The sequence below is a fragment of the Streptomyces sp. NPDC048461 genome (assembly GCF_055587105.1).
The window spans coordinates 191,053-206,021 of the sequence record NZ_JBVJGW010000007.1 but is presented as its reverse complement, the minus strand read 5'-3'; the positions used below and the strand labels follow the sequence as shown (position 1 = coordinate 206,021).

The 14,969-nt window shown below is 74.3% G+C and carries 14 protein-coding genes and 1 tRNA gene; 13 read left to right on the top strand and 2 right to left on the bottom strand.

All coding sequences use genetic code 11. From position 1 onward, the window contains the following. Positions 1-61: 61 nt before the first annotated feature. On the bottom strand, positions 62-1,201 hold the full coding sequence (locus tag ACZ6S8_RS15105) for a Gfo/Idh/MocA family protein (protein ID WP_469455772.1): 1,140 nt from the start codon (positions 1,199-1,201) through the stop codon (positions 62-64). 248 nt (positions 1,202-1,449) lie between these two features. Between ACZ6S8_RS15105 and ACZ6S8_RS15100 the strand changes: the two genes are divergently transcribed. From ACZ6S8_RS15100 to ACZ6S8_RS15040, 13 genes are all read left to right on the top strand, one after another. Further along, the gene (locus ACZ6S8_RS15100; protein WP_469456001.1) at positions 1,450-2,553 is read left to right on the top strand and encodes an ROK family transcriptional regulator; all 1,104 of its coding nucleotides are present in this window, start codon (positions 1,450-1,452) and stop codon (positions 2,551-2,553) included. A 184-nt stretch (positions 2,554-2,737) separates the two neighbouring features. Beyond that, complete coding sequence (locus tag ACZ6S8_RS15095) at positions 2,738-3,511, top strand: hypothetical protein (RefSeq protein WP_469455770.1); 774 nt, start codon at positions 2,738-2,740, stop codon at positions 3,509-3,511. Positions 3,512-3,680: 169 nt separating this feature from the next. Continuing rightward, the gene (locus ACZ6S8_RS15090) at positions 3,681-4,445 is read left to right on the top strand and encodes a GntR family transcriptional regulator (protein ID WP_469455768.1); all 765 of its coding nucleotides are present in this window, start codon (positions 3,681-3,683) and stop codon (positions 4,443-4,445) included. A gap of 158 nt (positions 4,446-4,603) precedes the next feature. Further along, positions 4,604-5,725 (top strand): TIGR03364 family FAD-dependent oxidoreductase, encoded by a 1,122-nt coding sequence (locus ACZ6S8_RS15085; RefSeq protein ID WP_469455766.1) that lies wholly within the window; start codon positions 4,604-4,606, stop codon positions 5,723-5,725. Between the two features lie 5 nt (positions 5,726-5,730). After that, positions 5,731-6,537 (top strand): phosphonatase-like hydrolase, encoded by an 807-nt coding sequence (locus tag ACZ6S8_RS15080; protein ID WP_469455764.1) that lies wholly within the window; start codon positions 5,731-5,733, stop codon positions 6,535-6,537. Further along, a complete protein-coding gene (locus tag ACZ6S8_RS15075; RefSeq protein ID WP_469455762.1) occupies positions 6,534-7,583 on the top strand; it encodes an ABC transporter ATP-binding protein in 1,050 nt (349 codons plus the stop codon). Before ACZ6S8_RS15080 ends, ACZ6S8_RS15075 begins: the two co-directional genes overlap by 4 nt. Further along, positions 7,576-8,607 carry a 2-aminoethylphosphonate ABC transporter permease subunit gene (locus ACZ6S8_RS15070; RefSeq protein ID WP_469455760.1) on the top strand — a complete coding sequence of 344 codons (1,032 nt, stop codon included), beginning with the start codon at positions 7,576-7,578 and terminating at the stop codon, positions 8,605-8,607. Before ACZ6S8_RS15075 ends, ACZ6S8_RS15070 begins: the two co-directional genes overlap by 8 nt. Beyond that, positions 8,594-9,391, top strand: coding sequence for an ABC transporter permease (locus ACZ6S8_RS15065; RefSeq protein ID WP_469455758.1), 798 nt, complete (start codon positions 8,594-8,596; stop codon positions 9,389-9,391). The genes ACZ6S8_RS15070 and ACZ6S8_RS15065 overlap by 14 nt, the downstream gene beginning before the upstream one ends. 142 nt (positions 9,392-9,533) lie before the next feature. Further along, the gene (locus tag ACZ6S8_RS15060; protein WP_469455756.1) at positions 9,534-10,637 is read left to right on the top strand and encodes a 2-aminoethylphosphonate ABC transporter substrate-binding protein; all 1,104 of its coding nucleotides are present in this window, start codon (positions 9,534-9,536) and stop codon (positions 10,635-10,637) included. Positions 10,638-10,834: 197 nt separating this feature from the next. Further along, positions 10,835-12,358 (top strand): alkaline phosphatase family protein, encoded by a 1,524-nt coding sequence (locus ACZ6S8_RS15055; protein WP_469455754.1) that lies wholly within the window; start codon positions 10,835-10,837, stop codon positions 12,356-12,358. Between the two features lie 145 nt (positions 12,359-12,503). Then, on the top strand, positions 12,504-13,283 hold the full coding sequence (locus ACZ6S8_RS15050) for an HAD-IIA family hydrolase (RefSeq protein ID WP_469455752.1): 780 nt from the start codon (positions 12,504-12,506) through the stop codon (positions 13,281-13,283). 82 nt (positions 13,284-13,365) lie between these two features. Next, positions 13,366-13,965 carry a hypothetical protein gene (locus ACZ6S8_RS15045; protein ID WP_469455750.1) on the top strand — a complete coding sequence of 200 codons (600 nt, stop codon included), beginning with the start codon at positions 13,366-13,368 and terminating at the stop codon, positions 13,963-13,965. Continuing rightward, positions 13,962-14,621, top strand: a complete 660-nt coding sequence (locus tag ACZ6S8_RS15040; protein WP_469455748.1) for a class F sortase — start codon at positions 13,962-13,964, stop codon at positions 14,619-14,621. Before ACZ6S8_RS15045 ends, ACZ6S8_RS15040 begins: the two co-directional genes overlap by 4 nt. Before the next feature lie 67 nt (positions 14,622-14,688). Here the strand turns inward: ACZ6S8_RS15040 and ACZ6S8_RS15035 are convergent. Next, positions 14,689-14,762: transfer RNA gene (locus ACZ6S8_RS15035), tRNA-Lys, on the bottom strand. Between the last annotated feature and the right edge of the window lie 207 nt (positions 14,763-14,969).

Here is a 14,969-nt window from a genome sequence, read left to right as displayed (position 1 = left end):
CGCCGGGCGCGGGTGAGGGGCGGAGTCGCCGGACGGCGGCCCCGCCCCTCACCCGTCTCCGCTACGGAGCGGTGGTCCCGGCGGTGGTCCCGGCGCCGGTTCCGGCGGCCGGGATGTCCACCGCCACGCCCTCGCGGGACGAGGTGCGCGCGGCCTCCAGGACGTCGAGGCAGTGCGCGGCCTCGTACGCCGTCACCGGGGCCGGTCCGCCCTCGCGCAGCGCGGCGGCCACGGCCGCGTAGTACGCCGGGTAGTCGCCCGGCACCGTCGGCACCGGGGTTCCGCCGCCGGTCAGCGGGGATTCGCCGCAGCCCAGCCGCCCCCAGAGGTGCTCGGGCTCCTCGCCCCACGCCGTGTCCCCGCCGGGGCGCAGCCCCTCGCGCAGGGCGCCTTCCTGGGGGTCGAGGCCGTACTTCACGTAGCCCGCGCGCGAGCCCAGGACGCGCATCCGCGGCCCCAGCTGGGCGGTGGTCGCGCTGACGTACAGGTGGGAGCGGACCCCGTTCGCGTGCGTGAGGGCGATGAACGTGTCGTCGTCGGTCGCGGCGCCCGGGCGCCGGGTGTCGGCCTCCGCGTAGACGCGCACGGCCGGGCCGAACAGGACCAGCGCCTGGTCGACGACGTGGCTGCCGAGGTCGTAGAGCAGGCCGCCGATCTCCTCCGGCGCCCCCGACTCGCGCCAGCCGCCCTTGAGCTGCGGGCGCCAGCGCTCGTACCGCGACTCGAAGCGCTGGATCTCGCCGAGCTCGCCGTCCGCCAGGAGGCGGCGCACGGTGAGGAAGTCGTTGTCCCAGCGGCGGTTCTGGAAGACGGACAGGAACGTGCCGGTCCGCTCGGCGAGCCCGGCCAGGGCGCGCGCCTCGTCCGCGGTCGCGGCCAGCGGCTTGTCCACGACGACGGGGAGACCGGCGGTGAGGGCGGCGGTGGCGAGCGGGACGTGCGTCTTGTTCGGGGAGGCGATCACGACGAGGTCGAGGGCGGGGGCGTCCCCGCGCTCCCACAGCTCGTCGGCGGACTCGGCGATCCGCACGTCCGGGTAGGCCGCGCGCGCCTGGGCCTGGCGTTCGGGATCGGACGTGACGACCGTGTCGAGGACGAGCCCGTCGGTGGCGGTCACGAGCGGGGCGTGGAAGACGGAACCGGCGAGGCCGTAGCCGATGAGGCCGACGCGGAGGGGATCGGTGGGGGCGGTGGCGTTCATGGAGTCCACTTTGGCAACAGCGTTGCCAAAGTGCAAGGAAGGTGGACAATGGGCAGGTGAACAGGGGTAGCGGGGACGAACCCGGAAGCGCGTACGGCGCCTGCGGCAACGCCGGGCGCGGCGACCGTGACGGCCACGGCCACGGAGACCGAGACGGCCGTGCCGGGCACGGCGACCGCGGCGACCGTGACGGCCACGGCGACCGCGACGGCCGTGTCGGGCGCGGCGACCGCGACGGCCGCGGCGGGGTGAACCTGCCGGCCCTGCGCGGGCACAACGAGGCGCTGCTGCTGGACCTGCTGCGCGGCGCCGGGCCGGCGGGCCTGGGCCGCGCCGAGCTCGCCGCCCGTACCGGGCTGACCCCCCAGGCCGTCAGCAAGATCACCGCGCGGCTCGGGGCCGAGGGGCTGCTCGCCGAGGCCGGCCGCGCCGCGTCCACCGGCGGCAAGCCGCGCACGCTGCTCCGACTGGTTCCGCAGGCGCGCCACGCGGTCGGCGTGCACCTGGACCGCGACGAGCTCCGGGCGGTACGGGTCGACCTGGCGGGCACCGTGCTCGCCGCGGCCGGCGGCCCGCTGGACTTCGCGGCCGGTCCCGACGCGGCGGTCGAAGAGGTCGTACGGGCCGTCGCGCGGGTCGCGGACCCGGCCGGTCCGCCGCTGCTGGGCGTCGGGGTGGCGGCGCCGGGGCCGCTCGACCACCGGACCGGGGTGATGGGGCGGGTGACGGGGTTCCCGGGGTGGGAGGGGTACCCGTTGCGGGAGGTCCTGCGGGGGCGGCTGGGCCTGCCGGTCGTGCTGGACAAGGACACGAACGCCGGCGCGGCGGCGGCCGCTGCCGGGGCCCCCGGGCCCGGCACGCCGGCGAACGGATCCGGGGCCCCCGGCGGGCCGCTCCCCGGGGCGGCGTCCCGTACCTCGGTGTACCTCCACGTCGGCACCGGCCTCGGCGCGGGCCTGCGGCTGGGCGGCCGGGTCTACCGGGGCGCCCGCTCGGCGGCGGGGGAGTTCGGCCACCAGGTGCTCCAGATGGACGGCCCGCCGTGCCGGTGCGGGGCGCGGGGGTGCGCGGAGGTGCTCTGCCTGGCGGCCGTGGCCCGCGGGGACCTCTCCGGGGCGGCGCGGATCCTGGGCGAGGGTGCCGCCAACCTGGTCGCACTGCTGGACGTGGACGACGTGCTCCTCGGCGGCCGGGTGGTGGCGGCGGCCCCGGAGACCTTCGTCGCCGGAGTCCGGGCCGTCCTCGCGGCCCGGGCCCTCACCCCGGACCCGCCGACGGTGTCCCTGGCGCCGAGGGGCGTGGCGGAGGGCGCGGCGGAACTGGCCCTGTCCCCGGTCTTCGCCCACACCTGACCGGCCGCCCCTCTCCGGACCGGGGGCCGGCTTGACCTCGTGCTCCGATCGGGCGTAAACCAGTACGACTCAGGCGCGGCGCCCGGCAGCGCGTCGCGCGTGCGTGACACGGTGCGAGCGCGGCCCGGGGTGATTGTCGCCTCGTCCGATCATCGTCCCGTCCGGCGAGCAGCGAAGGCCTTCCATGCGACCACGCAAAGCCCTTGCCCTCACCGCAGTCCTCTCCGCCGTCCTCTCCACCGTCCTCGTCGCCGGCCCGGCGACCGCCGCGGGCGCGGACGTCGGCACCGGCGGCGGGGCGCGGCCCGCCCCCGCGCTGCCGTCCCGGGCGCAGGCCACCTGCGGGGACGGGAAGGCCGCCGCCTTCCCCATCGGCGCACGGATCCGCGGGGGCCCGGCCGTGTACCGCACGGGCGGCGGACCGCAGAGCTGGTACCTGGACCTGACCAACACCACGGCCTCCGTGTGCACGGCCATCCACCCCGTCGTCGTCTTCACCGGCAAGGACCGCACCCTGCGCCCCGCCCACCTGCGGATGGAGTTCGACGCCCCGGGCGGCACCTTCCCCGTCAGCCTGGAGGGGACCGACCGCGACGAGATCGTCGCCGTGTTCGACGGGGGCGACGCGTTCCCCGGCTTCACCGTCGGCGCCGGCGGCACCCTCACGGTCAAGGTCGGCCTCGCCTTCGCCCCCGACGCCCCGACCGGCGAGGTCCTCGCCGACGCGGCCCTCGTCCAGCGCAAGGGCGACGACGGCGACTGGGTCGGCGAGGCCGGCGGCTACCGCTTCACCGTGGAGGGGCCGCAGGGCGACGGGTCCACGGAGGCGGGCGCGCTGGCGCACACCGGCCCGCGCGACCGGGCGTACGGTGCCGGGGCGGCCGCCGCCGTGGCCGTCGTCGCCGGCGGGGGCCTCCTGCTGGCCGCCCGACGCCTGCGCGCGACCCAGGCCCGCTGACCCCCGGCCGAACCGTGCCCGCACGGGCCCCGTCCGGCTCGGCCCCCACCCGTACGCCGTGCCCATGCACCCCGCCCACGCGCCCCGCCCATGCACCCTGCCCACGCGCCCCGCCCCCGCGCCGGTCCCCGTACCGGAGCCGTTCACCCGGCCCGCATAGAGTCCCACCGTGGAAGACCAGACCCCGCGCCACCGCCCCGGTTCGCCCGTCCGCTCCGGGATCCCCGAACACGGCCGCATCCCGAAGTACTACGCCGTCAAGGCCCGCATCGCGGCCCTCCTCGACGAGCTGGGCGAGGGCGGCACCCTCCCCACCGAACGGGATCTCGCCGAGCGGTACGAGGTCTCCCGCGAGACCGTCCGCCAGGCCCTGCGCGAGCTGCTGCTGGAGGGCCGGCTCCGCCGCTCCGGGCGGGGCACCGTCGTCGCCGGGCCGAAGCTGGAGCAGCCGCTCGCCCTCGCCAGCTACACCGAGGGCGTCCGCCGCCAGGGCCGGCGTCCCGGCCGCACCCTGATCGGCCTGGAGCAGTTCCCCTGCCCGCCCGACCTCGCCCCCGGCATCGGCGCCGAGCCCGGCGAGCCCGTCTGGCACCTGGAGCGCGTCCTGCTCGCCGACGACGAGCGCGTCGGCCTGGAGAGCACGTACATCCGGGTCGCCCGCGCCCCCCGCCTCGGCGTCGATTTCCGGCCGGACTCCTCCTTCTACGGATACCTCCGCGACAGCCTCGGCATCGTCTTCGGGGACGCCGACGAGAAGCTGGAGACCGTCCTCGCGACCCCCCGCGAAGCCCTCCTCGTCGGGACGCCGCCCGCCCTCCCCATGCTGCTCATCCACCGCCTCTCGCGCGACGGGGAGGGCCGGCCGCTGGAGCGGGTGCGTTCCCTCTACCGTGGGGACAGGTTCAGCTTCACGACCCACCTGCGGCCCGAATAGGGTCGCGGAGGAGCCCGCACACCCACCCGTACCAGCTGGAAAGGGGCGCATCAATGTCACAGAAAGATAACGGGTCTAGTCCAAACGTCGAGGGCTGTTCACCGCCGCGTCGCCGGCCCGACCCCCTCGGGCCACGGGCCCGCACCACCGTGGACGCCGTGAGAGTCATAGTCGTCGGAGGCGGCGTGGTCGGCACCATGCACGCCTGGCAAGCAGTCCAACGCGGCCACGAGGTCGTCCAGATCGAGCGCGAGGCGGAGGCCCGCGGCGCGTCACTGCGCAATTTCGGCCAGATCTGGGTCAGCGGGCGGGCCGGGGGCGAGGAGCTCGACACCGCGCTGCGGGCCCGCGAGCTCTGGGAGCACATCGGTGCGGAGGTGCCCGGCCTGGGCTTCCGCGCCATCGGCTCCCTCACCCCCGTCCGCAACGCCCGCGAGTACGCGGTCGCCGAGGCCGCCGTGGCCCGCCCCGACGCCGCCGCCCGCGGCTACGAGCTGGTCACCGCCGCCGCGGCGCGCACGATCAACCCGGCCCTGCGCGGCGATTTCGAGGCTGCCCTGTGGTGCGAGCGGGACGCGGCCGTCGAGCCGCGCACCGCCCAGCTCCACCTCCGCGAGGCCCTGCGGGCGAGCGGCCGCTACACCTTCGTCCCCGGCCGGGAGGTCCGCGCCCTGGCCGGGCCCGGCGCCGTCCGCGACGACCACGGGTACATCCACCGCGGTGACGTCGTCGTCCTCGCCACCGGCGCCTGGCTGTCCGGCCTGGTCCGCGAGCTGGCCCACGACCTGCCCGTGCGCCGCGTACGGCTCCAGATGATGCAGACCGCGCCGCTCGGCGAGGCGCTGACCACCTCGGTCGCGGACGCCGACAGCTTCCGCTACTACCCCGCCTACGGCTCGCCCGCCCTCGACGCGCTCAACGCGGAGCAGGCCCAGGCGCCGACCGCCGCCGCGCACAAGATGCAGCTGCTGATGGTCCAGCGCCAGGACGGCGGACTGACCATCGGCGACACCCACGAGTACGAGCACCCCTTCGCGTTCGACACGCTGGAAGACCCGTACGAGCACCTCACCGAGGTCGCCGAGTCCTTCCTGGGCCGCCCCCTGCCGAAGATCCGGCGCCGCTGGGCGGGCGTGTACGCGCAGTGCACCGACACCACCCGCGTCGTCCACCGCCAGCAGGTGGCCGAGGACGTGTGGCTGGTGACCGGACCGGGCGGCCGCGGCATGACCTGCTCGCCCGCCATAGCCGAGACCACAGCGAACGAACTGGGCTGGTGAACCACATGACCGACACCCCTGGCGCCGCGAACGCGAACGCCAACGCCGACACCAACGCCACCGCCGACACCAACGCCGGCTCCGGCACCGCCGCCGACCCCCGCAGGCTGGTCGTCCTCGACATGGCCGGCACCACCGTCGCCGACGGGGGCCTGGTCGAGCGCGCCTTCGAGCGCGCCGCCGAACGCCTCGGCGTCGCACCGGGCACCCCCGACCACGAGGACAAGCTCCGCTACGTCCGCGACACCATGGGCGAGTCGAAGATCTCCGTCTTCCGCCACCTCTTCGGCAGCGAGGAGCGCGCACAGCGCGCGAACGCCGCCTTCGAGGAGGCGTACGGGGACCTCGTCGACGGCGGACTCGTCGCCCCGCTCCCCGGCGCCCGGGAAGCCATCGAGGAGCTGCGCGCCGACGGCCGCACCGTCGTCCTGACGACCGGCTTCGCCCGCGTCACCCAGGACGCCATCCTCGACGCCCTCGGCTGGCGCGACCTCGCCGACCTCACCCTCTGCCCGGCCGACGCGGGGGGCCGCGGCCGCCCGTACCCGGACATGGTGCTGGCCGCGTTCCTGCGGACCGGAGCCGTGGCCGACGTGCGCGACGTCGTGGTCGCGGGCGACACCGCGTACGACATGCTCAGCGGCAGCCGCGCCGGTGCCGGGATCGTGGCCGGCGTCCTGACCGGGGCCCACGACCGCGCCGCCCTCGCCGAGCACGGCGCGACCCACGTCCTCGGCTCCGTCGCGGAGCTCCCCGCGGTCCTCGCGGCGCCCCGCCCCGCCCGCCCGGCCCGCCGCGCGGAGCCGACGTGAGCGGCATCCGCTTCGAGGGGGTGACCGTCGCCTACGACGGCACCACCGTCCTGGACTCCCTCGACCTGACCGTCGAGCCCGGCGAGGTCATGGCCCTGCTCGGCCCCTCCGGCTCCGGCAAGACCACGGCCCTGCGCGCGGTCGCCGGGTTCGTACGGCCGGCCGCGGGCCGGGTGCTGATCGGCGGCCGGGACGTCACGGCGCTCCCGCCGCACCGGCGGGGCATCGGCATGGTGGTCCAGCAGTACGCGCTCTTCCCGCACATGCGGGTGGAGGCGAACGTGGCCTTCGGCCTCAAGGCCCGCAAGACGCCCCGCGCGGAGATACCCGGCCGGGTCGCCGAAGCCCTGGACCTGACCGGCATGGCCGCCTACGCCAAGCGCTACCCCCGCGAGCTCTCCGGCGGCCAGCAGCAGCGCGTGGCGATCGCGCGCGCCCTCGCGATCCGGCCCGGAGTGCTCCTACTCGACGAGCCGCTGTCCGCGCTCGACGCGCAGCTGCGGTCCGGAATGCTCGCGGAACTGGCGCGGCTGCACCGGGAGTTGCCCGAGGTGTCCCTCCTGTACGTCACGCACGACCAGGTGGAGGCGCTCACGCTGGCCGACCGGATCGCCGTCATGGACCGGGCCCGGCTCCGGGACTGCGGCACCCCGCAGGAGCTGTACCGGTCCCCGCGCACCGAGTTCACCGCCTCGTTCGTCGGCAACGCCAACCTGCTCCCGGTCACCGTCGCGGACACCGGGGCGGTCTTCGAAGGCCACCCGCTGGACCTCGACCGCGGCCGCGCGGTGCCCGGATCGCGCGCCACCCTGTGCGTACGGCCGCACCTGCTCGGCCTCGGCGACGGCCCCAACCCCCTCAGCGGCACCATCGCCGAGGTCCAGTGGCGGGGCTCCACACACCGGTTGTACGTCGACGTCGACGGCCACCGCGTCAAGGCGGACCTGCCCGAACTGCGCGAGACCCCCGCCCTCGGCGACCCGGTCACCCTGCACTTCGAGCCGCGGGACGCGGTGCTCCTGGCGGCGGGCGTGTCCCATGCCTGAGCCCTCGCGGCCCGCCCCCGCCCCCGCCCGCCCCGCACCGGGCCGCACGGCGTCCGTACCGCCACAGCACCCCGCCGGGACCCCCGCCCGCGCGGCCCCGGCGGCCCCGGCACCCCCGGAAGAGGCCGGTACGGACAGGGCCGGTACGGACAAGGCCGGTCCGGACAGGGCCGGTACGGGCACCGCCGCCCCGCGGCCGGGCCGGCGCGTGCCGCGCGGGGTGTGGGCCCTGCCGCCCGTCGCCGTGCTCGCGCTCGCCTTCCTCTACCCCCTCGGCCTGGTCGTCCAGCAGTCCCTGACCCCTGAGGACGGCGGCGGCGCCTTCGACGCCTACGGCGCCGTCTTCGCCTCCACCGCCTTCCGGGAGGCCCTCTGGACCACCGTCTGGCTGGCCGTCGGCGCCACCGCCGGCTGTCTCGTCCTCGGCTTCGCGCTCGCGCTGGTCATCGCCTTCGTACCGTTCCCCGGGGCCCGGGCCGTCGCGAAGTTCATCGACGTCTTCCTCTCCTTCCCCTCCTTCCTCATCACCCTCGCCCTGCTCTTCATCTACGGCAGGGTCGGCATGGCCAACGGGATCTGGACCGACCTCACGGGCACCGCCGAGGGACCCTTCCAGTTCCTCACCACCCCCTGGGGCGTCCTCCTCGCCGAGATCACGTACTTCACGCCCTTCGTCATGCGCCCCCTGCTCGCCGCCTTCTCCCAGCTGGACACGGCGCAGCTCGAAGTCGCCGCCGGCCTCGGCGCCCGCCCCGCACGGATCGTCCGCCGGGTGATCCTGCCCGAGGCCCTCCCGGCCCTCGCCGCCGGCGGCAGCCTCGTCCTCGTCCTGTGCCTCAACGAGTTCGGGATCGTCCTGTTCACCGGCGCCAAGGGGGTCGCGACGCTGCCGATGCTCGTCTACGGCAAGGCGATCCTCGAATCCGACTACCAGGCCGCCTGCGTGGTCGCCGTCGTCAACATCGCGATCTCCGTCGGCCTGTTCGGCCTCTACCGGATGGTGGGCAAGCGTGCTGGTGCATAGCCGGACCGGCCGCTGGGCCGCCTGGGGCCTCTTCGCCCTCCTCTTCCTGCCCCTCTTCGCCCTGCCGCTGCTCGTCGTGGTCGGGGCCTCCTTCGCCACCCACTGGTCCGGCGCCTTCCCCTCCGGCCCGACCACCGGGAACTACGCCGCCGCCGTCCGCGGCGAATCCCTCCAGGCCCTGACCACGTCCCTGATCACCGCGGTGACGGCCGGCCTGCTCGCCCTCGTCGTCGGAACCTGGGCCGCGCTCGCCGCCGCCTCGCTCGGGCGGCGCGGGAAGCGGGTGCTCGACGCGCTGTTCGTGCTGCCCGTCGCCGTGCCGTCGGTGGTGGTGGGCCTCGCCGTGCTCGTCGCGTTCAGCCGGCCGCCGCTGCTGCTCAACGGCACCGGCTCCATCGTGGTCCTGGCTCACACCGTCCTGGTCACCGCCTTCGCGTACCAGTCCGTTTCCGCGGCGATCGTCCGCCTCGACCCCGCGTACGAACAGGCCGCGGCCTCCCTCGGCGCCGGTCCCGCGTACGTGCTGTGGCGGATCAGGCTGCCCCTGCTGCTGCCGTCCCTCACGGCGGCCGCCGGGCTCTGCTTCGCCCTGTCGATGGGGGAGCTGAGCGCCACGATGATGCTCTACCCGCCGGACTGGATGCCCCTGCCCGTCCGCGTCTTCACCGCCACCGACCGGGGCGCGCTGTTCACCGGGTCCGCCGTCGCCGTGGTCCTGATGGCCGCGACCCTGACGGTCCTGCTGGCCGTCTCCCGGATCCGCACCCGGGCCGCGTACCGCTGACCCGGCGCGGCCGGGTACCGCTGCCCCGGCGCGGCCGGGTCCCGTACCGCCCGTACCGCCCATCCCGACCCGAGCGCCCCCACCGCCGCACCGCCGCCCCTGCTGAACCTCTGCCGACTCCCTTTCCCCGTAAGGAAGTTCCATGCCCAGCACGCCCCTGCCCCGCACGACCCTGCCCCGCACCCTCCTCCTCCGTACGGCCGCCGCCTCCGGCGGCCTCGTCCTCGCCGCCGCCCTCACCGCCTGCGGCGGCGCCGCCTCCTCCGCCGACTCCGGCGACGGCGAGAAGGTCGTCACCGTCTACAGCGCCGACGGCCTCAAGAGCGAGAAGGGCGACGGCTGGTACGACAGGGTCTTCGCCGACTTCACCAGGAAGACCGGAATCGAGGTCAAGTACGTCGAGGGCGGCTCGGGCGAGATGGTCCAGCGCGCCGTCCGCGAGAAGACCAACACCCAGGCCGACGTGCTGATCACCCTGCCCCCCTTCATCCAGCAGGCCGACGGCAAGGGCCTGCTCCAGGCCTACGCGCCGCAGGGCTCCGACAAGGTCAGCGGCGGGGACAAGGGCGCCGGCGGCAAGTGGACCTCGGTCGTCAACAACTACTTCGGCTTCGTCTACAACAAGAAGGAGCTCGCCGGACCCCCGAAGACCTGGGAGGACCTCCTCGACCCCACGTACAAGGGCAAGCTCCAGTACTCCACTCCGGGCGTCGCGGGCGACGGCACCGCCGTCCTCATCAAATCGATGCACGACTTCGGCGGCAAGGAGCCGGCGATGGAGTACCTGAAGAAGCTCCAGGCCAACAACGTCGGCCCGTCCTCCTCCACCAGCAAGCTCGCGCCGAAGACCGACAAGGGCGAGCTGCTCGTGGCCAACGGCGACGTCCAGATGAACTTCGCGCAGTCCAAGTCCATGCCGAACCTGGGCATCTGGTTCCCGGCCCGCGAAGGCGGCAAGCCCACCACCTTCGCCCTCCCGTACGCCGCCGGCCTCGTCGCCAAGGCCCCGCACACGGAGAACGGCAAGAAGCTCCTCGACCACCTCCTGAGCGAGGAGTCCCAGAAGCTGGTCAGCGAGGTCGGCGGCGGCTTCCCGGCCCGCGCCGACGTCCGGCCGACCGACGCCAACGCCGTCGAACTCACCAGGATCCTGGCGGGCGTCGAGGTCTTCGAGCCGGACTGGGCCGACATCGACCAGAACCTCACCGGCTACGTGGACGCGTGGAAGTCGGCAACCGGAAGCTGACCGGTTACTTCCTGGCCACCCACGGCCGCGAGAGTGACGCTTGCACCGGCACGGCCCCGCCGTGACACCCGGATAACGGGTCTGGACCGAGGACCGCACCCCCGGTCCGGGCCCCGCGCACGCAGCGTCCCCGCCCCACCCGAACACCCCTGCCCCGTCCCGCCGCGCCTTCCCCACGATCGCTCCCGGAGGAGTACGTGCCCACTGCTGTCCTGCCCGGACGCACCCTCGCCGTGGCGGCCACCGCCGCCGCCCTGCTCGCCACCACCTTCGGCGCCACCGCCGCCACCGCCGGAGAGTCGGCGGCCACCACCGACAAGGTCCTCGTCATCGGCATCGACGGCGCGGTCCTCGACCGCGTCAAGGCGGCCAACGCACCCCATCTGAACGGCCTGATGGCCCAGGGCCTGACCGCCCGCAGCACCCTCTACGCCAACCCGATGGCGGCCACCTCCTCGGGCCCCGGCTGGTCCACCATCGCCACCGGCGTGTGGCCCGACAAGCACGGCGTGAAGGACAACTCCTTCACCGGCAAGAACTACACGGCCCACCCGGACTTCCTCACCCGCATCGAGAACGCCAGGCCGGCGCTCAACACCTACGCGGCCGCCGACTGGGAGCCGATCACCTCCACCGACCAGAACGGACCGATCTTCTCGGCCAAGGTCGACAAGCGCCTCTCCCTCAAGGGAGACCGCGACGGCTACGGCAGCGAGGACCCCAAGATCGCCGCCGCGGCCGCCACCGAGCTGCGGGACCAGAACCCCGACGCCGCCTTCGTCTACCTCGGCGAGATCGACGCGGCCGGCCACTCCTCGGGGGCCGCCAGCCAGGCCTACCTGAACGCGATCGCCCGGGTCGACGTCCTGGTCGGCAAGCTCCTCACCGCCGTCCAGAGCCGCCCCACGTACGCCCAGGAGAACTGGAAGGTCCTGGTCACCACCGACCACGGCCACACCAGTGGCGGCGGCCACGGCGGCTCCAGCATCGCCGAGCGCGGTACCTTCGTCATCGCCCGGGGCGCGGGCATCCCGGCCGGCTCGGTACGGGACGACGTGCGCCTGGTCGACGTCGCCGCGACCGCCCTCGCCCACGTCGGCGTCAGCGGCGCGGGCCTCGACGGCGTCCCGCTGAACGCCCCGGACGGCGACCCCTTCGACAGCCTGCGCCCGGTCCTCCAGGCCCGCGTGGACGAGACGGGGATCCCGGCCGGCACCAAGGGGTTCACGCACACCCCGCCGGCCGGCTGGTCCGTGGACAACTCGAAGATGGGCACCGGCGGCGTCACCGAGTGGGCCGGATGGGCCTTCGCCACCGACGAGTTCTGGAGCCAGTCGCAGCGCGACCAGTGGCGCGAGCTGAACGTCCGCTCCCGTGACGTCTTCGCCGTCGCCGACTCCGACGAGTGGGACGACAAGAGCCACACCGGCACCTTCGACTCCACGCTGGTCACCCCCAAGTGGCCGGTCACCGGTGGCTCCACGCGGACCTTGTCCTTCCAGACCCACTACCGCCAGGAGGCCGGGCAGACCGCCCAGGTCCTGGTGTCCTACAACGGCGGCGCCCCGGCCGTCGTGAAGAACTACACCGCCGACGCGGTCGCGAAGACCGAGTCGATCGCCCTCCAGGTCCCGGCCGGCGCGACCGACGTCCAGGTCCGCTTCCGCTACAGCGGCAACAACAACTGGTACTGGACCGTCGACGACGTCCGCCTCGGCTGACCGGGGACGCCGGCCTCGGCTGACCCGGGACACCGCCCCGTGTCCGGGCCGTGGACGCCCTCCGCGTCCGCGGCCCGGCCCGGATAGGGTGGTACAGACCAGAGGCCCCCGAGGTCAGAGGCCCCGCAGAGCGGAGAACAGTCCCGTGGCAGAGCGCAAGCCGATCGAATCCTGGCTGACCGACATGGACGGGGTCCTCATCCACGAGGGCACGCCGATCCCCGGTGCCGACGCCTTCATCAAGCGGCTGCGCGATTCCGGCAAGCCCTTCCTGGTGCTGACGAACAACTCCATCTACACCCCCCGCGACCTGCAGGCCCGCCTCAGCCGCATGGGCCTCGACGTTCCCGTCGAGAACATCTGGACCTCGGCGCTGGCCACCGCGAAGTTCCTCGACGACCAGCGCCCGGGCGGCACGGCGTACGTCATCGGCGAGGCCGGCCTGACGACCGCGCTGCACGACATCGGCTACATCCTGACCGACCACGAGCCCGACTACGTGGTCCTCGGCGAGACCCGCACCTACAGCTTCGAGGCGATGACGAAGGCGGTCCGCCTGATCAACGCGGGCGCCCGTTTCATCTGCACGAACCCCGACGAGACCGGCCCCTCCGCCGAGGGCCCGCTCCCGGCGACCGGCGCCGTCGCCGCGCTGATCACCAAGGCGACCGGCAAGAAGCCGTACTTCGCCGGCAAGCCCAACCCGCTGATGATGCGGACCGGGCTGAACGCCATCGGCGCGCACTCCGAGAGCAGCGCGATGATCGGCGACCGGATGGACACCGACGTCCTGGCCGGGCTGGAGGCGGGCATGCAGACCTTCCTCGTCCTCACCGGCCTGACCTCGGTCGCCGACACCGAGAAGTTCCCCTACCGCCCGACCAAGACGGTCGACTCGATCGCCGACCTGGTCGACCTGGTGTAGCGCGTACGGCTGACACGTACGGCGCCGCTCCGGATGCGGGGCGGCGCGCCGCGCGTGAATCTCCTTGTTGAGGAGGTTCACCATGCGCAGCATTTCCATCGCACTCCGTGTCACCGGTGTGGCCGTCGCCCTGACGGCGTTCGCCGCGGTGACCGCGCCCACCGCCCTCGCGGGCGAGGAGGAACGCGGAGGCCGCGAGAGCATCTCGGTCGATCCGAACCCGGCCCACCCCGGATCGCAGGTCAAGCTGCGCGTCCAGGGCTGTGACGGCACCCGGGGGGCGGCCAAGTCGTCCGTCTTCGTGGAGGACGCCGACCTGTACGGCCGCGACAGCGGCCGCAGCCCGCTCTACGGCGAGGCGATGATCAGCTCGCACGCCTCGCCCGGCTGGCACTCCATCCGGGTGACCTGTGACGGGCACGACAAGGTCAGCGGCTCCATCGAGATCGCCCACCACCGCCCGACCCACCACCCCTCGCCGGTCTGGCCGGTCCACGCGGGCGGCGGCGGCATGTCCGCCGAACTCGCCGAGACGTCCCGTCTGGCCGCCGCGTCGAAGGCGCAGGAGGGCGGCGGCCCGGGGGTGCCGCACACGGTGATCGGCGCCGTGCTCGCGGCCGTGGCCACGCTGGCCGTCGCGGGGCGCGCGCTGGCCCTGCGCCGCCGCCGAAGCGGCGAGTGAGCGGGGCGGGGGCGACCTCCGGCAGCCGGCTGCTGACCTTCGTCGCCTGGTCCGTACTGGTCCTCGGCCTGTGGCTGTGGGGCCGCCAGCTGACCGGGATACCCTCGCCCCTCGCCGGCCAGGCCGGCGGGGCGGTGGGTCCGGGCATGCCGGCCGCGCACGCCCCGATGCCGGGGTCCTCGCCCGAACGGGTCGACGTGCCCTCCATAGGCGTCCAGGCCCCGGTGATCTCCCGCGGTCTGGACAAGGACGGTGCGATCGAGCCGCCCCCGTACGGCAGCCCGGGCACGGTGGGCTGGTGGGGCGCGGGCACCCAGCCGGGTGTCGCCGGGACGGCGCTGATGGTGGGGCACGTGGACACCAAGTCGAAGCCGGCGGTGTTCTTCGGGCTGAGCTCGGCGCAGCCGGGCGAGAAGGTGCGGGTGGTGCGGGCCGACGGGTCGGTGGCCGAGTTCACCATCGAGGACGTACGGGTCTACGAGCGGGCGGGCTTCGACCCGCACAAGGCGTACGGCCAGCGGGTCGCGGGCCGGGCGGAACTGCGGCTGGTCACCTGCGGCGGTTCGTACGACAAGGCGGCCAAGGCGTACACGGCGAACGTGGTGGTCTCCGCCTACCTGACGGGCTCGGGCGTCCGCCCCGGAACGCCGGCGTAGGGCTCCCGCGCGCCCGCGGCACGACACGAAGAAGGCCCCCACTCGCGTGGGGGCCTTCTTTCGTCTGTGCGCCGCCAGGGACTCGAACCCCGGACCCGCTGATTAAGAGTCAGCTGCTCTAACCAACTGAGCTAGCGGCGCTTGGTGACAGGCAAAACTCTACCCCACTCCTGCCGGTGCCCATGACCAGCCACGCCCGCATTGTCCGATTAGCTCATGTTTGGGTGGTTCATCGTGCACGATATGTCTTGGTCGTGCCACATCTGATGCCCCGCCAGATGCGGCACGGTCCGACCAGTGGACGAGCAGGGGAGTGGACGGAACCGCATGACGATGCAGCCTCCGACG